This window comes from Rufibacter hautae (genome assembly GCF_008271695.1).
GTDB classification, from domain to species: Bacteria; Bacteroidota; Bacteroidia; order Cytophagales; family Hymenobacteraceae; genus Nibribacter; species Nibribacter hautae.
Map to the genome: position 1 here is coordinate 1,544,820 of NZ_VKKY01000002.1, position 23,728 is coordinate 1,568,547.

Sequence of the window (23,728 nt, forward strand, 5' to 3'; positions counted from 1 at the left end):
GAAAGTGTTAAATTTCAATCTCCTGAGGCTCAAAGTTGTATGCTGGAATTTACCTGTTTTCGGTAGTCTTCAAAAACTGCAAAATTCTCCGGGCTGCTCGTTTCCACTTCCAATAATTGCGGACCCGCCAAATGGTTTAAAAAATTGGACAGCGCCGCTTCCAGCGAAGCAGCGTCGGTCACCCGCACATAGGTCAGCCCCATGTCTTCGGCAGTTTTCTGGGCCGTCAGGCGCTGGTCGGTTTCAAAGAAGGGTCTCAGTTCTGGTTGGCTGCGCGGCCCCTCTATCATCCTGAAGATGCCACCCCCGTGGTTGTTCAGCACCACAATGCGCAGGTTCTGGGGAAGGTAGTTGTGCCACAAGGCATTGCGGTCATACAGGAAAGCCATGTCGCCGGTGAGCAGGGTCACCAGTTTATCCGTGCTCAACGCGGAACCCACCGCGGTGCTGGTACTGCCGTCAATGCCGCTGGTGCCCCGGTTGGCAAACACCTCCACCCCTTCTTTTTCAGCTACGCCGATGAGGTTGGCGTACCGCACGCTCATGCTATTGGCCAGGTGCAGCAGACTGTTCTGGGGCAAGCTCCTGAGTACCTGGTGGCACACCTGGAATTCCGAAAAAGGGCTGTTTTCCTGAAAACCCTCCAAAACCGATTTACCCTGCATTTCCAGCTCATGCCAGGCATTGGTAAATGCTGGGGAAACCTGTAGGCTAGCTTCTTTTTGATTTACCTGAGCGAAAAAATCCTGGGGAGTAGTCCGGATGATGCGGGTGAGCGACTGGAAAGTGTCCGCGACCATGCCGGCCGGTTGCACATGCCAATGTTGTAGGTGCTGCTGCTTGCGCAGGAACAATTTCAGGTTTTTAGAAATCAGTGATTTATGGAAAGTAATCAATAAATCAGCTTGAAGTGCCTCGGTGGTGTGCAGGTGCTTGGCGCCCAGGAATACATCGTGGAAATTGATGGTCTCCCCGGCCACTTGCTGGTTGCTGATGGTATCGGCGATGAAGACGGCTCCGGTAGCGCGGCAGAACCTCACAATCTCGTCGTGCAAAGCCTCATCCCTCCTGCCCTGACCGGCCACTACCAGTACTCTCCGGTACTGCTTGAGCTCTGTTTTCAGCTGTTCCCATACCTGCGCTGGCAACCCGTACCCTGAAGGTACCTCCTCAATGACCTTCACGTCTCTTGAATAGGCAAACTCCTCATCTGGTTCGGGGTAAAAGGGTTCCCGCAAGGGGATATTCACGTGCACCGGACCCTCCGGAAAAGCTACAGCTTCATTCAAGGCTTCATTGAGCAACCTAGCAGCATACCACTGGGAATCAACATGATTCGTATCCACCGGAAAATCAAAGCTTCGCTTCACGTGACCACCATAGATGTTAGCCTGCCGGATGGTCTGCCCGTCCAGTTGGTCAATCCATTCGGGCGGCCTATCGGCGGTAAGCACCAGCAGCGGGATGTTCTGGTAGAAGGCCTCGGCCACGGCAGGCGCGTAGTTGTAGGCCGCGGTCCCCGAGGTGCAGACCAGCACCACCGGCTTGCCCGTTTGCTGCGCGATGCCCAAGCCAATGAAAGCGGCACTTCGCTCATCGGGCACGGTGCGCACCCGCAGCTGCGGATGCCGGGCAAAGGCCAGCGTCAAGGGCGCGCACCGGGAGCCCGGCGACAACACTATATCTTCCACTCCCTTGCGGGCGCAGATCTCAGCAATATCTATAACGGCTTGTAAAATCATGATTCAGACGCTTGAAAAAGACGGAGCACGGTTTGCATCTTGAGCTCGGTTTCCACCCACTCCTTGGCGGGCACTGAGTCGGCAGTCATGCCGGCGCCGGCGTAGGCCGTGACGGTGTCCTGCCCCAGTTCCACGCACCGCAGGTTCACAAACAGGTTCGTTTCCTGCCCCAGTTGCACCGGGCCCATAAACCCGCTGTAGTAACGACGGTCATGTACTTCCAGTTGACCTATCATCTGCAGCGCCGCAGCCTTGGGCATGCCGCCTACCGCCGAGGTGGGGTGCAGCAACTCCAGCATCTGGGTGCCCAGTTTGGGGAAGCCTACTTCGTCCATGGCCGCGCTGAAATCGGTGCGCAGGTGCAGCAGGTTCCCGGCGATGATGGTGCGGGGTCCCATCTCCACATACTCGCGCAGGCGCAGGTGCCTGAAACAACTCACCACGTAGCGCTGCACCAAAGCCTGCTCCTCAATCTCCTTCTGCCGCCAGATGGCATCGGCGGGTGTCAATTTATCCGTGATAGGCTGGGTGCCGGCTAAGGCCACGGTGCGGAATACTCTATGGCGGTCAATCTGCACCAAGAGCTCGGGCGTAGCCCCCAACCAGGTACCCAGACCCGGAATGGCCACCAAGGACACGAAAGCCGTGGGGTACAGCCTAGTCAGTTGGGCGAAAGCGGTGAGCAAGTCGAAACCGTTGAAAAGCGGCAGCGTTTTGGTGCGGGACAATACCACTTTCTCCAGGCAGCCAGCCTGCATGGCTTTCACCGCCGTGGCCACGGTCTGCTCAAAAGCATCGCGGGCGATGGACTTCACCGGTCCGGCGGGGTGGCTGGGCCAAAGCAATTCCGCATCCTGCTTTTCGTCTGTTTTCTCAAAATAGGCCCAGAAACAGGAAGGCAACTCGGTTTCTCCCTTCTCAGGGGAAGCATCGGCTTTGCCGGAGAAATAAAGGTCAGCGGGCAGAAAGGTGTTGGGCGTAGACGAGGTGGCCTGGAAGGGGCAGAAGGCGAAGCCGCGTTGCGGGCCTTCCATGGGTGGCAGGTTCTGCTGCACCTGGGCAGACACCAGTACCTGCACCTCTTTGGTGCCAGGCAAGCGCCAGAGGGCTACCGGCAAGTTGCTGGCCAAAGCTGCCCTGAAAATTCTAAAAGCAGTTTCCTCAGAAAGAGAATCAGCAGAAGTTAGGGGAATATGGGTGGTGTTGGTTTGGGGCATGAATGAGTTATCTATCCAGAACGGCCATGGTGATGCGGCTGATACAGACCAGGTCACCGGCTTCGGAGGTAATACGTATTTCCCAGACTTGGGTCTTACGGCCAAGGTGCAGGGCGGTGGCTTTGCCGTACACGTAGCCGCTGCGCACGCTCTTGATGTGGTTGGCGTTGATCTCCAGCCCTACGCAGTACTGCTTTTCCAGGTCCAGGAATAGGGTGGCGCCCACGCTGCCCAGGGTTTCGGCCAGCGCTACGGAGGCGCCGCCGTGCAGCAGACCCAAGGGCTGGTGCGTGCGGTGGTCAACGGGCATGCGCCCGATAAGGAAATCATCGCCAAGTTCTGTGTACTCCATGCCCAGGTGCTCGCCCAAGGTGTTTTTATTCCAGGCATTTAGCTGTTCCAGGGTGACATCGGGGCGTCTTTTCATCCGTAGTTCTCGTAATTATGGCCTATCTTAGAGCCTGCAAATTAGCGTAAAATTGAGCCTCAAAAAAATCTTCCTCGTCCGCCACGGCCAAACCGACCTCAACCTCCAGGGGATTGTGCAGGGCAGCGGTGTGGACAGTTCCCTCAACGAGACCGGGTTATGGCAAGCCGACAGGTTCTTCCAGGCCTACCAGGGCGTAGCCTTTGACAAAGTGTATACCTCCGTGCTGCAGCGCAGCGTGCAATCTGTGCAGGGCTTCCTAGATCTGGGCATTCCGCATGAGCGGCACAGCGGACTGAACGAGATCTGCTGGGGGAACCGCGAGGGCACCCGCGTCACGCCTGAGGAAGACGCCTATTACTTTGACATGCTCCGGCGCTGGCAGGAGGGCGAAACCAGCGTGCCCATTGAAGGCGGAGAGAGCCCGCAGGACGTGGCCGACCGGCAAAAACCAGTCATTGACCTCATCCTCTCCCGCCCCGAGGAAAAGACCATTTTGGTGTGCATGCACGGCCGTGCCATGCGGGTGCTGCTGGCCCAGCTGCTGCGCTACCCGTTGAGCCAGATGGATAGGTTTGTGCACCAGAACCTTTGCCTCTACGAGCTTAATTTCACGGGCTCCATGTTCTGGGTAGAGCGCTTTGCCGATGTCTCACATTTAACCTAGAAAAAAGAGCAACATTCCTGTTTTTAGGCCTAATTTTTAAAAACAAGCCAAAAACCGGCTTACATTCTCTTAAAAGCATATTTGTATTACAGCATTTTTGCCTCTATTTTTGAGGCCTTAAAACCGAGCGAAAAACTATGGCCGAAATCATCCGAATGCCCAAGATGAGTGACACTATGACCGATGGGGTCATTGCCTCATGGTTAAAGAAAGTTGGTGACTCTGTGAAATCTGGGGACGTTCTAGCCGAAGTGGAAACCGATAAGGCAACCATGGAATTGGAGTCTTATGAAGATGGGACGTTACTATACATCGGCCCGAAAAATGGTGAATCTGTACCGGTAGATGGCGTGTTGGCCATCATCGGGAAACAAGGTGAAGATATCTCTGGCCTTATGGCCGAAGTGAACGGAGGCGCCCCTGCCGCCAAACAAGAAGAAGCCCCTAAAGCCGAAGCTCCCAAAACAGAGCCTGCCCCAGCGGCGGCCTCTGCTCCTGCCGCCCAACCTGCCGCCGCCGCTAACGTGAACGCCGAAGTGGTACGCATGCCAAAAATGAGCGACACCATGCAGGAAGGCACCATTGTGGCCTGGCACAAGAAAGTGGGCGACAAAGTGAAATCAGGTGACCTGCTGGCCGAGGTAGAGACTGACAAAGCCACCATGGAACTGGAGTCTTACGAAGACGGTACCCTCTTATATATTGGGGTGGAAACTGGTGCCTCTGTACAAGTAGACGGCGTGTTGGCCATCATCGGCGAAGCCGGTGCCGATTACCAAGTTCTGCTGAACGGCGGTGGAAACAAATCTGGCGGTAACGCCAACCCAGCCGAAGGCGCGAACAACGAAGAGGCTACCCGCCGCGAAGAACATAAAACCGAAGAGCAGTCTCAGTCTGGTGACGGCGTGAACGAAACCGTGGGTGCTCCGGTACCAGGTCCGGGAACGGCTGCCCAGCCTGCCTCAGGGAATGAAAACCAAGGCCGTGTGCTTGCTTCCCCGCTGGCCAAGAAAGTTGCCCAGGAAAAAGGCATCAGCCTGGCCCAAGTAAAAGGCTCTGGCGAGAACGGCCGCATTGTACTGCGTGACGTGGAGAACTTCACTCCTTCCGCTGCCCCTGCTGCCCAGCCACAGGCTGCCCCTGCCGCCGCACCAGCCCCTCAGGTAGCCGCTCCGGTTCAATCCGGCGAAGCCTTCACCGAGGTTCCGGTATCGCAGATGCGCAAGGTGATTGCCCGCCGTCTGTCAGAGAGCTTGTTCACCGCGCCGCACTTCTACCTGACCATGGAGATTGACATGGACAAGGCCATGGAAGCCCGCGTGAGCATGAACGAGGTGGCTCCAGTGAAAGTGTCCTTCAACGACATGGTGATCAAAGCCGCTGCTGCTGCCCTGCGCAAGCATCCAGCCGTGAACTCTTCCTGGTTGGGCGACAAGATCCGCTACAACAACGTGGTGAACATTGGCGTGGCCGTAGCCGTGGAAGAAGGCCTGTTGGTACCAGTGGTGCGCAACGCCGACCAGAAATCACTCTCCACCATCTCTGCCGAGGTGAAAGACCTGGGCGGCAAAGCCAAATCCAAGAAACTCCAGCCATCTGACTGGGAAGGTAGCACTTTCACTATCTCAAACCTGGGCATGTTCGGGATTGAGGAATTCACCGCCATCATCAACCCACCAGATGCGTGTATCTTGGCCGTTGGTGGTATCAAGCAGACCCCAGTGGTGAAGAATGGTCAGATCCAGATCGGCAACGTGATGAAAGTGACCTTGTCTTGCGATCACCGCGTGGTAGACGGCGCCGTTGGCTCCGCCTTCCTGCAGACCCTGAAAGGCTTCCTGGAAGATCCGGTTAGAATGCTGGTGTGATTTAGTTTCTAGTGATTAGTTGTTCGTGATTAGAAAACGAACTTGTTATAAGAAAGAGCCGGTGGAGAGATCCATTGGCTCTTTCTGTTTTGCGCCTGATTATAAGAAAAGAGCCTCTAAACGTATTTGGCCTTCCATCTTTTGGTAGGGGCAATCCCTTGTGGTTGCCCTAACGGTTGTAGAAGCAAAGGGCAACCACAAGGGATTGCCCCTACACTCCAAAGGCGGTTAAGGCATGTTTTTACAAAAAGGTTCGCAAAACTCTGTTCTCTTCATAAAGGCAAAAAGCCGCTTCAGGAGGTAACCCGAAGCGGCTTTTTGGTAAGGCAACCTAAAGAAGGTTAGTAATGGTAGCGCACAAAGGCTTCCATGGCTTCGTAGTCTGCCAGGCCGAGTTGGTCGTAGCGGCGGGCGGTCTCGCGGTTGCGCTCCTGGGCACGTACCCAGAACTCGCGCTCATCATCGCCGGGGAACACGGGGCGGTCCTTCTGGCTTTGGTGTTTGAAAATGGCGATTCGCTTGCGCTCCACTTCCTGCGGAGATAAGGGAACGGCCATTTCAATCTCGTGGGTCTCAAATTCGTGCCAGGCGCCGCGGTACATCCACAGCCAGCAATCCTTCACCCACTCCTCGCCTTGCGTCCGCAACCTTCTCAATGCCTCCACAATGATGTTGAAGCAAACGATGTGGGTGCCGTGTGGATCCTCAAAGTCGCCGGCGGCGAAAACCTGGTGCGGCTTCACCTTCTGCAGCAACTCCATGGTAAGTTCAATGTCCTTGTCGGTGACGGGGTTCTTTTTGGTTTTGCCGCTCTCGTAGAAAGGCAGCGCCTGGAAATGGATGTGGTCATCGGGCAGACCGGCGTAGCGGGCACCGGCAATGGCTTCGCTTTTCCGAATAAAGGCCTTCACGTTCTGGATTTCCGGGGTGTCTACCTGGTTGGGGTGCTTTTGCCCGATGAAGGTGCGCATCTGCTCGTACACCGAGGTAAGCGACTCGCCATCGTGCCCAATGCTGCGGCTGAAATCAATGGCGAACTCCATGTAGCGCAGCACGTCATCATCCCATACCGCGGTGTTCCCAGAGGTCTGGTAGGCTACGTGCACATCGTGGCCTTGGTCTACCAATCTTATAAAGGTACCGCCCATGGAGATCACATCGTCATCTGGGTGCGGCGAGAAGATGAGCACGCGTTTCTTTGCTGGCTCCGCCCGCTCTGGTCGTTGCGTGTCGTCGGAGTTGGGTTTGCCACCGGGCCAACCGGTGATGGTGTGCTGCAGCTGGTTAAAAACGTCTATGTTGATGTTGTAGACAGGTCCGCGGTTCACGCCCAGTTGGGCCATGCCGTGTGCGTTGTAGTCTTCCTCGGTCAGTTTCAGAATAGGCTTCTTTACATGCTCCGAGAGCCAAAGCACCGCCTTGCGGGTGAGGGCCGCATCCCAAAGGCAGTCTTTCACAAGCCACGGGGTCCCGTAGCGGGTGAGATCCATGGCGGCGTCCTGGTCCAGCACAAACTCTACGTTATCGGAGAGCTGCAGGTAGGTGGCAGGAACTTCGCCGGAGATCTCCCCTTCCACTGCTTTCCGCACAATGGATGCTTTCTTGCCGTTCCAAGCCATGAGCACAATCTCCCGAGCCTTGAAGATCGTACCAATGCCCATGGTGATGGCTTTGGTGGGCACGTTCTCCTTGCCCCCGAAATCACGGGAGGCATCGCGCCGGGTGAGGTCATCCAGGGTGACCAGCCGGGTACCAGAGTTAGGCGCGGAGCCCGGTTCGTTAAACCCGATGTGGCCCGTCCGCCCGATGCCCAGCACCTGCAGGTCCAGTCCGCCCAAAGCTTCTATTTTTCGCTCGTACTCCAAACAGAAAGCCGGAATCTGGTCCAGCGGCAAGGTACCGTCTGGAATGTTCACGTTCGCCTTGTCAATGTCAATGTGGTTGAACAGGTTCTCGTCCATGAACCGTACGTAGCTCTGCGGCGCCGTGGGCTGCATGGGGTAGTACTCGTCCAGGTTGAAGGTGATCACATCCCGGAAACTCAGGCCTTCCTCGCGGTGCAGGCGGGCCAGCTCGGCATAGACGCCCACCGGGGTGGCACCTGTAGCCAGTCCTAACACCGTTTTTTCGCCTTTGGCCTGCTTTACTTTGATCAAGGCGGCAATGCGGTGGGCTACGGCGCGGGAGGCCTCGTGCTGGTCGTGGTATACCGTTACCGGCACCTTCTCGTACCGGGTCTCCTCCAAAAGGTTAAGCCTGCTCATAGTCGTATTTTGTTTAGTGGATGGTAGCAAAGTGGAGTTCACAAAGGTAGAAGGACCTACAAATTCACAAAATTTAAGAAGGTTAATTTTGTTATTAAATTTTATGTAAAAACCGGCAAATTCTTCGTATTCTCTCCTGCAATGAAGCGTATTTCTCCAACTTCAAGTTGTTTTTAGGGCCTTTTTGAGAAAACAGGCTCTAAAAGGATCTCCAAAATTGGCAATCCTTGCAAAAGGACTGGGCAAAACGGGCTGGTATTGGGTAAGTTCGGGTATTAGGAAACTTTGTCGTACTTTCGCGGCACCAAACAGGAGGCGCAGTCTTCTCACTAAGAAAGCAATAGCATGACTAAAATACGTTCAACCACCGTGCTGGGCATTTACCATAACGGAGAAGTGGCGCTGGGTGCCGATGGCCAGGCCACTATGGATAAATACATTGCCAAGAGCAACGTACGCAAGATCCGGAAACTGCAGGACGGCAAGATCGTGACGGGCTTTGCCGGTTCCACCGCCGATGCCTTCACCCTGCTGGAGCGCTTCGAGGAGAAACTTGGCGCCTACAGCAACAACATGAAACGGGCCGCCATTGAACTGGCCAAAGACTGGCGCAAGGACCAGTACCTGCGCAAGCTGGAGGCCATGATGGTGGTAGCCAACAAAGAGGAACTGCTCATCATCTCGGGCACCGGCGACGTGCTGGAACCAGATTACCAGATCGCCGCCATCGGGTCTGGCAGCACCTACGCGCAGTCAGCGGCCCTGGCCCTGAAGAAGCACGCCCCGCACCTCACCGCCGAGGAAATGGTACGCGAGGCCCTCACCATCGCCGCCGATATCTGTATCTACACAAATCATAATTTCATTATTGAGAAACCGAACTAAGCCGGGAGTATCTCTGTTTGCATTTTGAACCTCAAAAAACGGGAATCTAAACGCCCTCACCAGGTTTAAATTGCTTTATTTCAAGCTTTTAAAAAACGATCAAGAAAAAGAATGAAGGTAACTCAGTTCCTGAAAGACCATTACAAGCACTTCAACGCTGCTGCGTTAATTGATGCCGCCGAAGGCTATAAGACGCACCTGAACAACGGCGGTAAAATGATGATCACCCTGGCCGGTGCCATGAGTACCGCTGAGTTGGGAATCATTTTAGCCGAAATGATCCGTCAGGACAAAGTGCAGGCTATTACCTGTACCGGTGCCAACCTGGAAGAAGACATCTTCAACCTGGTAGCCCATGATTTCTACGAGCGCATTCCTAACTACCGCGATTTGACCCCGCAAGACGAGCAAGACCTGCTGGACCGTCACCTGAACCGCGTTACCGATACCTGTATTCCTGAGGAAGAGGCCATGCGCCGTCTGGAGCACACCGTGTTGAAATACTGGCAGAAAGCCGACCAGGCTGGTGAGGCGTATTTCCCGCACCAGTTCTTCTACCAGATACTGTTGTCTGGTGATTTGGAGCAGTATTACCAAATTGACCCTAAAAACAGCTGGATGCTGGAAGCGGCCAAGAAGAACCTGCCTATCTTCGTACCGGGCTGGGAAGACTCTACCTTGGGTAACATCTACACCGGGCACGTAATCTCCGGCGATATCAAGAATGTGCATACCATGAGAACCGGTATCCAGTACATGATGGAGTTGGCCGAGTGGTACACCCAAACCGCGACTGAGGAGTCTACCATTGGTTTCTTCCAGATTGGCGGGGGTATTGCCGGTGACTTCCCTATCTGCGTGGTGCCTATGCTGCACCAGGATTTACAGCGCACCGGGGTTCCGTTGTGGGGGTATTTCGCCCAGATCTCTGACTCTACCACCAGCTACGGCTCTTACTCCGGCGCGGTGCCAAACGAGAAGATCACCTGGGGTAAACTAGGCATTGAAACGCCTAAATACGTGATTGAGTCTGATGCTACCATTGTGGCACCTTTGGTGTTCGCAATCGTGCTGGACATGTAATACATCCAATAGCTTATTACCAGAAAAGGCGGAAGAATCTTCCGCCTTTTTTTATGCACTCTCGTGTTACTATTTCAATAAATTTTAATAACTTGTATGTAAGACACCATTGACGTACGCTTGAAACTCACTGGTAATCATGCTGATACAACACCTTCACCTTTTTGCCAGGAACTTAGCCAAACAGCGGTTTTTTTACACCCAAACCCTGGGGCTTGCCTTGGTGCAGGCTTCACCTACTTCTTTTACCATCCAAACGCGATCTTCCCACATAACCTTTACCCAAACCACCGAAGCGGAAGCTCTGCATTACCATTTTGCCTTCAACATCCCTGAGAACCAACTAAGCCAGGCCAAAACCTGGCTGCAGGCCCGCACCAGTTTGTTAATGAAAGACGGCGTGGACCAGTTTGTGTTTGCTCCTGGCTGGAACGCGGAAGGAATCTACTTCCAAGATCCAGAGGAGAATGTCTTGGAATTCATCTGCCGCCATAACCTGGCTACTACTTCTGCAGCGCCCTTCGGCCCGGAAAGTATCCTAGGCGTGAGTGAGATAGGCTTGGTAGTACCTGAGGTATCTTCAGCGGTTCATGCGTTGTTCCAGATGACGGGCTTACGGGTTTGGCAGGAAGCAGGTCCAGACTTCAAAGCCGTGGGGGATGAAACGGGCTTGTTTATCGTGGTACAGGAAGGCAGAGTGTGGTTCCCGACCCAAATACTAGCCCAACCTATTAACCTCAGGGTGACCTTTACGCAGCACGGCAAGGAGTATCAGCTACAAGGGGCAGAAGGCAGTATTCAGATCACCGAATTAATTCCGGAAAAGGAGGAAATACTGGCCTGATGCGTGATTAGCCTGTTTTTTCATTTTCCGCTAAAATTTTAAAACCTTCCATGATTGCAAAATCGTAAGTAACGGAGATACAGAATTTTAAACACGAAAGAAAAAATGAGAAAGCACTACCTTCTGTCAAAAATCCTTCTGGTAATTGTAATGGGCGCGTTAAGTAGCTGCCTGGGTTTCGGACACCGCAAATTTGGTTCAGATTACAGTTACGCGGGTGCTTTCCATAAGTACCGGACCTTCAATTTCATCACCCACGCCTCTGAAGAAGACAGCACCACCCTTAAGAACTACGAAGTGCTGAAGAAATACATCAGGGAGCGGCTGGAGATTCAGGGGTACGAGTACAGTGACAAGAAACCGGATTTGCTGGTGAGTTACTACATCTATTACAATGACCTGAACATGAAGGGATACGAGCAGGAGGAGTTTGACATTTGGCTCGTGAACAACGAGGAACCCAACAACAAAGAGCATGAGGCGTACCGGCCCATTAAAATGTACATGAGCCAGGGCACCCTGCTGGTGACCTTGCTGGACCATAAAAAGCAGAACGCCGTGTGGCAGGGCTATACCTCCGGGGTACTCTCAGACCCTTCCACCGAGAACACCGCCTACCTTAACCGGGCCGTGAGGACCATCTTTGACCAGTACCGCGTATTCCGGAAAGGCTACCTCCGAGAGAACTCCTCGGCCAACTAAGGTCCTGCCAGGCTTTAAAAATTCTTATTCACATAAAGTGGGTTTTGCAGTCGATTTTTCTAAATCGGCCGCAAAACCCACTTTTATTTTATAGCTTGTTCCCCAAAAACAGCCCTAAAAAGAAACGTGAACGCATAGGCTTACAACCTCATTTGACAAGCCGCGTTCCTGTTCTTGAAAAAACCGATTCAGAGTTAATGACGCTTCAATCATATCCCCTAGAACCCACGGCACAAGAACGTGCAGCGGTTCAACAGGCCGTGGAAACTTATGTCCAGAATTTCTTAACCCAACTTCCTACCCTGCCCGCCTTTGTGGACACGCCGGAGAAAGGAGCCGGTCTGCTGGAAAGCCCGCTGGAAGAAACACCCATCCAGATAGAAGAGGCTTTGGGCTTGCTGCAGCGGGAGGTAGACGTACCGGGCATCAACTCTGCCTCTGGCGGACACTTGGGCTACATTCCGGGAGGTGGGTTGTATTACTCAGGCTTGGGGGATTACCTGGCCGCCGTCACCAATAAATACGCCGGCATCTTCTTCTCGGCTCCTGGCGCGGTGCGCATGGAGAACATGCTGCTCCGCTGGATGGCTAGCCTGATAGGCTTTCCGGCAGACGCCGCCGGTAACCTCACCTCTGGGGGCAGCATCGCCAGCCTCATTGCCTTGGCCACCGCCCGCGATGCCCAGAAAATCACCAGCCGCATTATCCCCGATGCCGTGGTCTACACCACCGCCCACGCGCACCATTGCCTAGACAAAGCCCTCCGGATTGCCGGACTGGGGGAATGCCCGGTGCGGCACATCCCCATGGATGCTCAGTACCGCATGCAGGCCGAGGCTTTGGAGAGTGCCATCAAAGAAGACAAAGCGGCTGGCTTGAAGCCTTGGCTCCTCATTGTCTCAGCGGGCACCACCGATGTGGGCGCGATTGACCCTTTGAACGAACTAGCCCAAATTACCAGAGAACACGGGCTGTGGTACCACGTGGATGCCGCTTACGGTGGGTTCTTTGCGCTGTCACCTTCCGGCAAACCAAGGTTAGCGGGAATTGAAGCAGCCGACTCTGTGGTGATGGACCCTCATAAAGGTTTGTTTATTCCGTATGGCTTAGGCGCGGTGCTCATCAAAAACAGGCAGCAGACCGCCGAGACGCATCATTACTTAGCCAACTATATGCAAGATGCCCTCTCCGCCACAGAGGAAGCTTCCCCGGCAGACTTGTCACCGGAACTGAGCAAGCATTTCAGGGGGCTTCGGTTGTGGCTTCCATTGAAACTACACGGGGTAGCTGCTTTCCGCGATGCTTTGGAAGAGAAATTGAACTTAGCGCAGTATGCTTATCAGCAATTACAGCAAACGGCTGGCTTTGAAGCACCGGTGGCACCGGAGTTATCCGTGGTGATCTTCCGCTACATTCCAGAGGCTATCACAGACGTGAATGAGTTCAACCAGAAGCTGATCAAAGCGGTGCAGCAAGACGGTCGGGTGTTCCTTTCCTCCACCCTCCTGGATAACAATTTCATGCTTCGACTGGCTATACTTTCCTTTAGAACGCACCAGGAAACCATTGACCTGGCTTTGACCATCCTGCGGGAAAAGGCCGCGGAGTTGGAACAGGAACTAAAAGGTTAGAGAAGCTCTGCCCAATTAAAGTTTTGGCGATGAGGTTTACTGGATTGGATTATTTGGTGGTAGAGAGTTTGGTGACATCCTTCGTCTCCACCTCCACTAAGGGGAAGACACCGTTTTTCAGGAACAGGTCACCGTTTTTGGTAAGCAGCGTAAGGTTGTCCAGCTCTACCTTCCATTGGTAGTTTTTATGGTTCAGATACACCATGGCCTCGGCCACCATCTCAGGCGTGGTATCTCCCAGCGCCAGGGATAAGTGCGGCATCCAGACCTCAGGATGGTAATAGGGGTTGATCTCGTTGCTTAGGAGGCAGACCGCCTTGTAGAGCTGGTTATGGAAATGGTTGACGTTGGCCGTCCGGAGGACCGGGATGTACAGCACCGGTTTGTCGCCGGGGAAAATGCCCAAGCCGGTGGTATTGATCCGGAACCGGCAGCAGATACCCGCCGCGTGCCCCAAGGTCTTTTGCAGGTTGTGCAGACTACCGTCATTCACCGTAAGCCAGGTAATGTGCGGATAAGGGGTTTTCTGCACCTCTTTCAGCCCGAATTCCCGCTCTAAGCCATAAATCAGGTTGTTCATCCGATCTGAATGTTCGGCATCGAGCAAAGAAACAATAGCTACCATATTCTATAAGATTAGCGTTTTGGGCTGATTCTCCAAAATAACGACAGAAACGGTGAAACGTTGATAAAGATTGAGAAATGTTCTTCTAAACCTTGGCATTTCAGAATGAAGGTAATTTAAGGACTTGTTCATGGTGTTAGTTCATTTATAAGCCTAAGCTGATTCCTTACATAATGTTTTGATTTGCGCCCTTCTTTAACAAAACTGCCATAAAACCCCCTGCCCACTTTCCTTTCCTCCCAGCTATTCTCTCCGGATTGCGGCACGATTCCCAATGGTTTTGTGTTAGACAGAAGCCAACTTTACCCTTAAAGCACCTCGGTTGGAAAAGGCGGACGCCGATTATTTTCAAAGTGTTACCTTTGCCCTCCGATACTATTTGATCCATGATTTCCATTAACAACCTCAACTTCCATTTCGGGAGCCGCACGCTGTACGAAGACGCCAACCTGCACATCAAACCCAAAGACAAAATCGGGTTGGTGGGCCTGAACGGGACCGGTAAATCCACGCTGCTGCGCCTGCTGGTTGGCGAATACAAGCCTGATGGTGGCAGCATTCAGATGAGCCGCGACACCACGCTGGGTTTCCTGAACCAGGACCTGCTGTCTTATGACACCCACGAGAGCATCCTGAACGTGGCCATGCAGGCGTTTGAGGAAGCCATGACCCTGCAGCGCCAGATTGACGAGGTGCTGCACGAGATGGAAACGGATTACCAGGACGAGCATATTGACAAACTGGCCCGGCTGCAGGAGCATTTTGAGGCGCTGGACGGCTATAACATGCAAATCAAGGCCGAGGAGATTCTGGAAGGTCTTGGATTTACCACGCAGGAGTTGCAGCAACCCTTAAAGACGTTTTCCGGAGGATGGCGCATGCGCGTAATGCTAGCTAAAATCCTTTTGCAGAAACCCTCCCTCCTATTGCTGGATGAGCCTACCAACCACTTGGACTTACCTTCCATCAAATGGATTGAGAATTATCTCAGCGCCTATGAAGGTGCCTTGGTGATCGTTTCCCACGACCGCGAGTTTCTGGACCGGACGACCAACGTGACCGTAGAGGTTTCCGGTGGTAAACTGAACGTGTACGCCGGCAACTACAGCTTCTACCTGGAGGAAAAAGAACTCCGCAACGAGATCCAGAAAGGCGCCTATGAGAACCAGCAGCAACAGATAAAACAGGCTGAGCAGTTTATCGCCCGTTTTAAGGCAAAAGCCACCAAAGCGAAGCAAGCCCAAAGCCGCATGAAGGCGCTGGACAAAATGGAGCGCATTGAAGACGTGGCCGCCGATGCTCCGGTAGTGAATTTCAAGTTCCAGTTCACCGTGCAGCCCGGCCGCAACATCCTGCGCTTGGAGAACGTGGCCAAAAGCTACGGCGAGAAGCTGATCTTCAAGAACACCCACGTGAACATTGAGCGCGGCGACAAGATCGCGCTGATTGGGGCGAACGGAAAAGGAAAGTCCACGCTCATGCGTATCATCGCCGGAGATGAACCTATCAAAGGCGAGCGCCAGCTGGGCCATAACGTGATCATGGCCTTTTACGCCCAGCACCAGTTGGAAAGCCTGAACGTGGAGAACGAGATCCTGCAGGAGATGGTACAAGCGGGCAGCCGCCGCACCGAGATGGAGTTACGCGGCGTACTGGGTTCCTTCCTTTTCACCGGCGATACCGTGTTCAAGAAGATCAAAGTCCTTTCGGGGGGTGAGAAAAGCCGCGTGGCCCTGGCCAAAACGCTGATCTCCGAGGCCAACTTCCTTCTGCTGGATGAGCCTACGAACCACCTGGACATGCAATCGGTGAACATCCTGATCCAGGCGCTGGAGCAGTACGAGGGTACGTTTGTGGTCATCTCCCACGACCGGTACTTCGTGGAGAACGTGGCCAACAAGATCTGGTACATTGAGGACCATGAACTGAAGGAATACCCCGGCACGTACCACGAGTACGAGTACTGGATGGACCAGCGCGAGAAAACCGGCAAACGCCAGTCGGCGCAACCGGCCGCCGCCGCAAAAGCCCAGCCTAAACCTAAGCCATCGGCTAGTCAGCAGCAGGAGTTGGAGCAGGAACTGAAGAAGATCAACCAGAAACTGAAGCAGATTGAAGGCCTGGTGAACGATCTGGAAGGCAAACTCAAGAACTGCGAAAGCAAACTGGCCCTGCCCAGCACCTACTCAGACCCGAACGCGTTGCACGAAGCCACGCAGCAGTTCAACAAAGTCAAAGCCCAACTGGACAAGGAACAAACCACCTGGGAACAACTCATGGAACAGGTAGACGAGCTGGAAAGCCAACTCAAATAAAGATCCAAGAAAACCCCATCGCCCTAAAAGGCCGGTGGGGTTTTCTTTTAGGCCTGTTTTTATAAAATTGGCTTATAAACAGATTTTGCGGGCAAGGGTTGCAGATGGTTCATCGTTTAGAAGAGAAGTTTGCTTAAACTTGAAACCACGAAAACCTTGGCCCCGCGTTTAGCAGTATCTCACCTGAACCCGGGCGCCATCGCCTCCTTTTGAAACCTATTACATGATACAAAACCCAAACTGGAAACACTGCCTCCTGGCTTTTGCGATAGCAGCTTCTTCTATTACCGGCTGTGTGCCGGTGGAATCTACGGGCACCGGAGGCGCAACTACCTCGGGCACCGGTTCCGTCAGATTTGAAGATGCTGTCTACGCGCAGGATGTCCGGTCTGTGCAGTTCTATTCCAGAAGCCTCAACGTGGGCGATGTGCTGGCGCCGCCGGTGGTGCCCATTGACCAGTCCAGTCCGTTGGTGCTGGAGTTTGACCGCATGACCGCTCCCCGGAGCCGCGCCGTGGTGAAATTCTACCACTGCAACGCCGATTGGCGGCCCTCGCAACTGCAGCCGCTCCAGTATGTGCAGGATTACAATGAGTTCTACATCATGGAGGTGGAGCCCTCGGCGGGGACCAAGGTGCCGTACTGGCATTACCGCTTTCAGCTGCCGCGCGTGAAAATCAGCGGAAACTACCTCATGGAAGTCACCGAGGAAGGCGGCAACCTGCTCTTGAGCCGGCGTTTCTCCATCTTTGAGGAGTTGGTGAACGTAGGCCTGAAACCCGTGGCCACCCCCGGCGCCGGCGACCGCTACGTGCGCCAGCAGCTGGACTTTAACATCTTCTACGCGCAATACCCGCTGGTGAACCCGGCCCAGGAGATCAAAGTGGTCATGCGCCAAAACCACCGTTGGGACAACGCCAAATACTTCTCCCGCCCTACGTTCATTCAAGATTCGCAGCGGCGCCTGGAGTACCAATTGTTTGAACCCGAGCAGGCGTTTCTGGGCTTGAATGAATTCCGGGCGATTGACACGCGCAGTGAGCGTTTCAGCGGTTTTGGGGTGGAGCGCCGCGATGTCTCGGCTAACCCAGACCGCGTGTACGCCATCACCGGCCGCAGCCGCGCCCGTGAAGCCTACAGCACCCAGCCCGACGCCAATGGTAAGTTTATTTTCGGGAGCCGTGAGTACGGCAACGCCCCTCTCAATGCCGATTACCAGCAGGTCACCTTCTCGGTCCAGGCTTTAGAACCAGCCCCCGGCCCCGTGTACATCTTCGGAGGCCTTTCTGACTGGCAACTGCAGGAGCCTTTCAGGATGACCTACGATGCCGAGAAGCAGGCGTACACCGGCACCGTGTTGCTCAAGCAAGGCTACTACAACTACTATTTCGCGATGAAAGGCGCCAACGGCCAACCAGACCCATGGTACTTTGAGGGCAGCCACTTCGCCACCGAGAACGTCTACGATGTCCTGGTCTACTACCGCCCCCCCGGGTCCCGCGCCGACCAGATCATCGGATACTCCACCATCCAGTTCAATCCGCAAAAATAAAAACAGCAGCGCCTATCTTTTTCAAGAAAGGCGCTGCTGTTTTAGGGTAGTTCTAGGGAAAACGGTTCTAAAACAAACCATGTAGCGGCGTTACACCGTAACGCCGTGGTTCTTCTCTGCAGCTTACATACAAACCCTGGAAAAGATTATATGAAAAGAGGCTTGCGGGACTGGAAGCAGTTTGTTTCATGGATACACGGCGTTACAGTGTAACGCCGCTACAATGGGCTGTTTTCATAAAAACAGGCTTAAAATGGTTATCGGCTTTTAGCCGCCAGATAGGTAGCCAGTTTCTGCACCAGGACTTCGTTGATACGCACGTAAGACTCCTGGGTCCAACCGGCGATGTGGGGCGTCAGAATTACCCTTGGATGCTCCATTAAATACGTCAGTCTTTCCTGCTGGTCCGAAGAGAGGGTTTTGAGTTTCTCGTTTTCCAGCACGTCCAAGGCCGCACCCAGCACTTGTCCGGTTTTCATGGCGTCTACCAGGGCCGCATGGTCCAACACCTCGCCGCGGGCGGTATTCAGCACCCACAGCGGATTCCGGAATCTGGCCAGCATTTGGGCATTCACGAAGTGGTGATTCTCTTTGGTGTACGGGATGTGCAGACTCAGCACCTGAGCCTTCTCCTGGATTTCCTCCAAAGAAGCCAGCCGCACGTGCGGGAAAGGGTTCTCTACCGGCTCTTTGTCATAGGCCAGCACCTCGCAGTCGAAGCCCATCAGCCGCTTGGCGAAGGATTTTCCCATGTGGCCGTAGCCAATGAGCCCGACGGTTTTGCCGCCGATTTCCTCGCCCCGGTTGTCTTCCCGCAGCCATTGGCCTTCGCGGATCTGGCGGTCGCCGCGGGTAATTTTCCGGAACAGCGCAAGCAGCAGGCCCAAGGTATGGTCGCCCACGGCATCGCGGTTGCCTTCCGGGGCGTTGATCAGGGTGATGTTGCGGGCTTCCAGCACGCCATCGTCAATGTTGTCTACGCCGGCGCCGGCCCGGGCCAAGATCTCTAGGTTGGGGGCATGTTTTAGAAAATCGGCCGTGATTCGCATTTTACTGCGCACCACCAGCATTTGGTAATCTTTAACCAAGGCGGGGACTTCTTCCTTTTTCACATCCGGCACATAGGTCACCTCCACCCCCAGGTTTTCCAGCATGGGTAGCAGGCTCTCGTGCATCAGGTCAATTACAAGGCAACGGAAAGGAGAAGTAGCGGATGAGTCCATAGCAAAGGTGTTCAGGCCCAAAAGGCCGCAAGCGTTTCGACAGGTTTAAAGATTGAGCAGCAGGTGCGCTACCAAGAAATACACGGCCAAGCCCAGCAGGTCATTGGCGGTGGTAATGAAGGGCCCGGCGGCTACGGCCGGATTCACCCCGTACTTATCCAGAATCATGGGGGTGACCGTGCCCATGAACGAAGCCAGCAGCACCACGCTGAACAGCGCCACGGCCACTACCACCGACAAGGTGACTTGCACGCCTAACAGCAGATTGAACCCCAACACCAGACTTGACATGACCAAGCCGTTGATAATGGCGACCAGCAGCACCTTCACTATCCGGGAGGTGAAATTGTCAAACAGGATAGTTTTGTTGGCGAGCGTCTGGATAATGATGGACGAGGATTGGATGCCCACATTTCCGCCGGTGGCTGTGATAAGTGGCGTGAACATGGCCAGCGCCGGAATAACAGAGATATCACCCTCGAACAACCCTATAAACCGAGCGCCCAGCAAGCCACCCACCATGCCTACCATGAGCCAGGGCAAACGGGCGCGCGACAAACGGAATACGCTGTCGTCTTCCTCAATGTTCTCGGTGATACCGGTCATCAACTGGCGGCTGAGCTCGGCCTGCTCCTGGATCACGTCAATGACGTCATCGATGGTGATACGGCCCAGCAGACGACCCTGTATGTTAACCACCGGGATGGCGTCCAGGTCATATTTCTGCATGACGGCGGCTACTTCCTGCTCATCTTTGTAAGACTCAATGGAAATGACATCGGCATCGTAGATCTGGGAGATGGGCGTGTGATCGTTGGAGAGCAGCAGGGTTTTCATGCCCAGGCGGCCTACCAGTTTGTCGCGGTCATCCACCACGTAGATGGCGTAGACTTTCTCCACTTCCTCGGCTTGGCGGCGGATTTCCTCAATGCACTGCCCCACGCGCCAGTTCAGGTTCACTTTGATCAACTCCTTCGCCATGAGACCACCGGCGCAGTCTTCGTCATAATGGAGGAGCTCGATGATATCGGCAACGTGTTCCTGGTCTTCCAGCAGAGCGATGATCTCTTCTTTGCGCTGCACGGGCTGCTCATTGAGCAAATCCACAGCGTCGTCAGAATCCATCTCTCCGATGTAGCGGGCAATCTCCTCAATGGTGAAGTTCTTAAGGAAATTGGTGCGCACGTCAGAGTCCAGGTCGCTGAGGATCTCGGCACCCACCTCGGCGGGCAACACGTCCATCACGTACTTGCTCTGCTCGGTGTTGAGCTCGTACAAGACGGTGGTGATGTCCACGGCGTACATCTCCTCCATGTTGGAGAGAATGAACTCGGCATCGCGGCGCTCAATGGCGTCCTCTATCTGGTCAATGAACTCGCGGGTGATTTCAGACTGCATGCTGCTGGATCAGAAGGGTCAGGTTGATAAAATCGGTGACGGAAAGCTGCTCGGCGCGTTTGTCAAACAGGGTGTCCTGGGCTACCTCTGCGGGTAAGTTAAACGGCTTCAAACAGTTCCGGAGGGTTTTACGGCGGGTGGCAAAACTTGCTTTCACCACCTTAAAGAATAGTTTCTCGTCGCAGGGCAGTTGGGCCACCTCGTTGCGCGTGAGCCTGATGACCGCGCTTTTCACTTTGGGCGGCGGGTTAAACACGTGCTCGTGCACCGTGAACAGGTACTCAATGGTATAAAACGCCTGCAGCAGCACGCTCATGATGCCGTAGGTCTTGGAACCGTGCGGCGCGGCAATGCGCTCAGCCACCTCTTTCTGGATCATGCCCACCACCTCGGGCACCTGGTCGCGGTGGTCCAGCACCTTGAAGAAAATCTGGCTGGAGATGTTGTACGGGAAATTCCCGATGACGGCAAACGGGCCGGTGAACAGCGTTTTAAGGTCAGTTTTGAGAAAATCGGCGAAAAGCACGCGGCCGTCCAGTTGCGGAAAATGCTCGTTCAGCCACGCGATGGACTCCCGGTCAATGTCCACAATGGTAGTCTTGTATTCGGGGTGATTTACCAAAAACTGGGTCAAAACGCCCATACCAGGGCCCACTTCCAGCACTTCCTGTATCCCGTTGGGCAGGCGCAGCGCCTCCACAATATTTTGGGCGATGTTAAGGTCAGTAAGGAAATGCTGACCCAGGTGTTTCTTGGGCTGGACGGGCTTCACTGGTTTTGGTTTCCGTTTGTTAAGGCTATATTGCAGCTCAAAGATACACATCTTATGCGCACAGAACTGACCTACGCTGCAACATTACCCGCGAATACCAGTACCGCCGTGCTGGTGCCGGGCCGCGAGCATCTCCCCGAGGAACTTTTCTCCGCCGATGAGCTAACGTACATCCACCGCCAACTGGAGCTGAAAAGCACCCTGGTGGGCATCAATAAATTCACGCACCAGCTGTACCTGGTGGTTACGGAGCCCAAACGCAAAGGCACCGAAACCCAGGAAGCCCTCCGCAAAGCCGGAAACGCCCTGCACCAGCGCCTACAGGCCGACAAAGTGGACCACGTGGTGCTACTGGACGGCGCTGACGGTGAGGCCTCCCTGTTTGTGGCCGAGGGCCTGGTGCTGAGCAATTATTCTTTCCAGCGGTACAAAACCCAGAAAGCCACCCCTCCTACGTTGACCACGGTCACTATCACAGGCGTTGGCGTGTCGCAGACCCAGGTAACCGATTTGGCCAACTTACTGGAAGCGGTTTACAAAACCCGCGACCTCATCAACACCCCGCCCAACATGCAGACGCCAACCCTTCTGAGCGAGCAGATTCAGGAGATGCTGGACGGTTCTGGGGTTACCACGGAGGTGCTGGATCTGGTGCAGATTCAATCCCTGAAAATGGGCGGATTATTAAGCGTGAGCCAGGCCTCTGACGAGTCGCCCACCTTCAACATCCTGGAGTGGAAACCCGAGAACGCCACCAACGCGCAACCGGTGATCCTGGTAGGCAAAGGCGTGGTCTACGACACCGGCGGCCTAAGCTTAAAGCCCACGCCCAATTCCATGGACTACATGAAATCCGATATGTCTGGCGCGGCTGCCGTGACCGGGACGCTGTATGCCCTGGCGCATAACAAAGTGCCGCTGCACGTGATCGGGCTCATTCCGGCCACCGATAACCTCATCAGCGGCAAAGGTTTCGCCCCGGGCGATGTGATCACCATGCACAGCGGCCACACTGTGGAAGTCCTGAACACCGATGCCGAAGGCCGCCTCATCTTAGCCGATGCCCTGCACTTCGCCAAGCGTTACAACCCAGCGCTAGTGATTGACATTGCTACGCTCACCGGAGCCGCCGCTAGAGCTGTGGGACGGGAAGGCATTGTGATGATGGGTACCGCCGACGATTTGCTGAAAACAGACCTGAAACTGGCCGGGGAACTGGCGCACGAGCGCTTGGTGGAGTTCCCGCTGTGGGAAGAATACCAGGAGCACCTCAAATCAGACATCGCGGACCTCAAGAACATCGGCGGAGCCGAAGCGGGCGCTATCTCGGCGGGCAAGTTCCTGGAGTATTTCACTAACTATCCGTGGGTGCACCTTGACATCGCGGGTACGGCGTACCTGCTCAGCCCAGACTCTTACCGCGGCAAGCACGCCACCGGCAGCAGCGTTCGGTTGCTGTACCATTTCCTCACCTCACAAGCCACCGCTTAATCAATGGAGCAAAAGACCAAGCCCCGCATAGGGATTACCATAGGAGATATCAGCGGCATTGGGCCGGAAGTTGTACTGAAAACCCTTTCTGATAACCGGGTGCTGCATTACTGCACCCCAATTATATATGGCTCCGCCTCGGCGGTAAACAAATACCGTAAGCTGCTGGGGCTGGAGAACTTCAATTTCCAGACCATTCAGTCTTTTGACCAGCTGCACCCCAAAAAGACCAGCGTACTCAACTGCGTGGAAGAGGAGATTGAGTTTACGCCGGGTACGCCTACTCCTGCCACCGGTGCCTTGGCCCGCGCGGCGTTGCTGCGTGCTGCCCAGGACCTGAAGGACGGCCACATCCAGGCGGTGGTAACGGCTCCTATTGACAAAGACAACACCCAGGGCGAAGGCTTCCAGTTCCCGGGCCACACGGAGTTCTTCACCACCTATTTCAATGCACCAGAGAGCCTGATGTTCCTGGTAGCCGATGGGTTCAGGGTAGCTACCGTGACAGGGCATTTGCCTTTGAAAGAGGTCGCGAACCAGATCACCCCGGAACTGCTGATCCGCAAGCTTACCATCCTGGACAACTCCCTGCGCCGGGACTTCGGTATCCAGAAACCCCGCATCGCAGTGCTGGGCCTGAACCCGCACGCCGGCGAGAACGGCTTGTTGGGCACTGAAGAAACCGAGATCGTAATTCCGGTCATTGAACAGTTGAAGAACAAAGGCAACCTGGTGTTCGGCCCTTTCCCGGCCGATGGGTTCTTCGGGACGCGCAGTTACCAGAAGTTCGATGCCACGCTGGCGCTGTACCATGACCAGGGACTCATTCCGTTTAAAACATTGGCGTTTGAGCGCGGCGTGAACTTCACCGCCGGGCTGCCCATTGTGCGCACCTCCCCTGACCATGGCACCGCCTATGACATCGCCGGCCAGAACCGGGCCGACGAGACCTCGTTCCGCGAGGCCTTGTTTGCTGCCGTGGACATCCTACGAGCCCGTACAGGCGTGTAAGCATATATAAT

19 protein-coding genes are annotated in these 23,728 nt (G+C 54.6%); 11 read left to right on the top strand and 8 right to left on the bottom strand.

Annotation, left to right across the window (positions count from 1 at the left end):
- Positions 1-29: 29 nt before the first annotated feature.
- From menD to FOA19_RS15410, 3 genes are read right to left on the bottom strand one after another with little or no spacing between them, the layout of a single operon-like run.
- Complete coding sequence (menD, locus tag FOA19_RS15400; protein WP_149091663.1) at positions 30-1,742, bottom strand: 2-succinyl-5-enolpyruvyl-6-hydroxy-3-cyclohexene-1-carboxylic-acid synthase; 1,713 nt, start codon at positions 1,740-1,742, stop codon at positions 30-32.
- Positions 1,739-2,959 carry a chorismate-binding protein gene (locus FOA19_RS15405; protein WP_149091664.1) on the bottom strand — a complete coding sequence of 407 codons (1,221 nt, stop codon included), beginning with the start codon at positions 2,957-2,959 and terminating at the stop codon, positions 1,739-1,741. Before FOA19_RS15405 ends, menD begins: the two co-directional genes overlap by 4 nt.
- Positions 2,960-2,966: 7 nt before the next feature.
- The gene (locus FOA19_RS15410) at positions 2,967-3,386 is read right to left on the bottom strand and encodes a hotdog fold thioesterase (RefSeq protein WP_149091665.1); all 420 of its coding nucleotides are present in this window, start codon (positions 3,384-3,386) and stop codon (positions 2,967-2,969) included.
- A gap of 52 nt (positions 3,387-3,438) precedes the next feature.
- Here FOA19_RS15410 and FOA19_RS15415 point away from each other — a divergent pair, with 52 nt between their 5' ends.
- Positions 3,439-4,053: a histidine phosphatase family protein gene (locus FOA19_RS15415; RefSeq protein ID WP_149091666.1), complete on the top strand. Its 615-nt coding sequence runs from the start codon at positions 3,439-3,441 to the stop codon at positions 4,051-4,053.
- Between the two features lie 137 nt (positions 4,054-4,190).
- On the top strand, positions 4,191-5,921 hold the full coding sequence (locus tag FOA19_RS15420; protein ID WP_149091667.1) for a pyruvate dehydrogenase complex dihydrolipoamide acetyltransferase: 1,731 nt from the start codon (positions 4,191-4,193) through the stop codon (positions 5,919-5,921).
- Positions 5,922-6,262: 341 nt separating this feature from the next.
- Here the strand turns inward: FOA19_RS15420 and nagB are convergent, their stop codons facing one another.
- Positions 6,263-8,215 carry a glucosamine-6-phosphate deaminase gene (gene nagB, locus FOA19_RS15425; RefSeq protein ID WP_223808922.1) on the bottom strand — a complete coding sequence of 651 codons (1,953 nt, stop codon included), beginning with the start codon at positions 8,213-8,215 and terminating at the stop codon, positions 6,263-6,265.
- 315 nt (positions 8,216-8,530) lie between these two features.
- On the opposite strand from nagB, the gene hslV reads away from it, so the two are divergent.
- From hslV to FOA19_RS15450, 5 genes are all read left to right on the top strand, one after another.
- Positions 8,531-9,070 (top strand): ATP-dependent protease subunit HslV, encoded by a 540-nt coding sequence (gene hslV, locus FOA19_RS15430; protein ID WP_149091669.1) that lies wholly within the window; start codon positions 8,531-8,533, stop codon positions 9,068-9,070.
- A gap of 111 nt (positions 9,071-9,181) precedes the next feature.
- Entirely contained in the window at positions 9,182-10,153 is a 972-nt protein-coding gene (locus FOA19_RS15435; protein WP_149091670.1) for a deoxyhypusine synthase family protein, read from the top strand.
- Between the two features lie 139 nt (positions 10,154-10,292).
- On the top strand, positions 10,293-10,997 hold the full coding sequence (locus FOA19_RS15440) for a VOC family protein (protein WP_149091671.1): 705 nt from the start codon (positions 10,293-10,295) through the stop codon (positions 10,995-10,997).
- A gap of 105 nt (positions 10,998-11,102) precedes the next feature.
- A complete protein-coding gene (locus FOA19_RS15445; protein WP_149091672.1) occupies positions 11,103-11,699 on the top strand; it encodes a DUF4136 domain-containing protein in 597 nt (198 codons plus the stop codon).
- 260 nt (positions 11,700-11,959) lie between these two features.
- On the top strand, positions 11,960-13,330 hold the full coding sequence (locus FOA19_RS15450) for a pyridoxal phosphate-dependent decarboxylase family protein (protein WP_223808923.1): 1,371 nt from the start codon (positions 11,960-11,962) through the stop codon (positions 13,328-13,330).
- Between the two features lie 49 nt (positions 13,331-13,379).
- Here the strand turns inward: FOA19_RS15450 and FOA19_RS15455 are convergent, their stop codons facing one another.
- The gene (locus FOA19_RS15455) at positions 13,380-13,955 is read right to left on the bottom strand and encodes a 2'-5' RNA ligase family protein (protein WP_149091674.1); all 576 of its coding nucleotides are present in this window, start codon (positions 13,953-13,955) and stop codon (positions 13,380-13,382) included.
- Positions 13,956-14,341: 386 nt separating this feature from the next.
- Here FOA19_RS15455 and FOA19_RS15460 point away from each other — a divergent pair, with 386 nt between their 5' ends.
- Complete coding sequence (locus tag FOA19_RS15460) at positions 14,342-16,270, top strand: ABC-F family ATP-binding cassette domain-containing protein (RefSeq protein ID WP_149091675.1); 1,929 nt, start codon at positions 14,342-14,344, stop codon at positions 16,268-16,270.
- 223 nt (positions 16,271-16,493) lie between these two features.
- The gene (locus FOA19_RS15465) at positions 16,494-17,822 is read left to right on the top strand and encodes a type IX secretion system plug protein (protein ID WP_149091676.1); all 1,329 of its coding nucleotides are present in this window, start codon (positions 16,494-16,496) and stop codon (positions 17,820-17,822) included.
- Between the two features lie 257 nt (positions 17,823-18,079).
- On the opposite strand, the gene FOA19_RS15470 is transcribed toward FOA19_RS15465, so the two are convergent.
- Genes FOA19_RS15470 through rsmA form a run of 3 tightly spaced genes read right to left on the bottom strand, consistent with a single transcriptional unit; the run spans position 18,080 to position 21,215 of the window.
- The gene (locus FOA19_RS15470) at positions 18,080-19,045 is read right to left on the bottom strand and encodes an NAD(P)-dependent oxidoreductase (protein WP_149091677.1); all 966 of its coding nucleotides are present in this window, start codon (positions 19,043-19,045) and stop codon (positions 18,080-18,082) included.
- 45 nt (positions 19,046-19,090) lie between these two features.
- Complete coding sequence (mgtE, locus tag FOA19_RS15475) at positions 19,091-20,443, bottom strand: magnesium transporter (RefSeq protein ID WP_149091678.1); 1,353 nt, start codon at positions 20,441-20,443, stop codon at positions 19,091-19,093.
- Positions 20,433-21,215: a 16S rRNA (adenine(1518)-N(6)/adenine(1519)-N(6))-dimethyltransferase RsmA gene (gene rsmA / locus FOA19_RS15480; protein ID WP_149091679.1), complete on the bottom strand. Its 783-nt coding sequence runs from the start codon at positions 21,213-21,215 to the stop codon at positions 20,433-20,435. Before rsmA ends, mgtE begins: the two co-directional genes overlap by 11 nt.
- A gap of 54 nt (positions 21,216-21,269) precedes the next feature.
- Here rsmA and FOA19_RS15485 point away from each other — a divergent pair, with 54 nt between their 5' ends.
- Together FOA19_RS15485 and pdxA are read left to right on the top strand one after the other, a co-directional pair.
- Entirely contained in the window at positions 21,270-22,706 is a 1,437-nt protein-coding gene (locus FOA19_RS15485) for a leucyl aminopeptidase family protein (protein ID WP_149091680.1), read from the top strand.
- Positions 22,707-22,709: 3 nt separating this feature from the next.
- Complete coding sequence (gene pdxA / locus FOA19_RS15490; protein WP_149091681.1) at positions 22,710-23,717, top strand: 4-hydroxythreonine-4-phosphate dehydrogenase PdxA; 1,008 nt, start codon at positions 22,710-22,712, stop codon at positions 23,715-23,717.
- Positions 23,718-23,728: the final 11 nt, after the last annotated feature.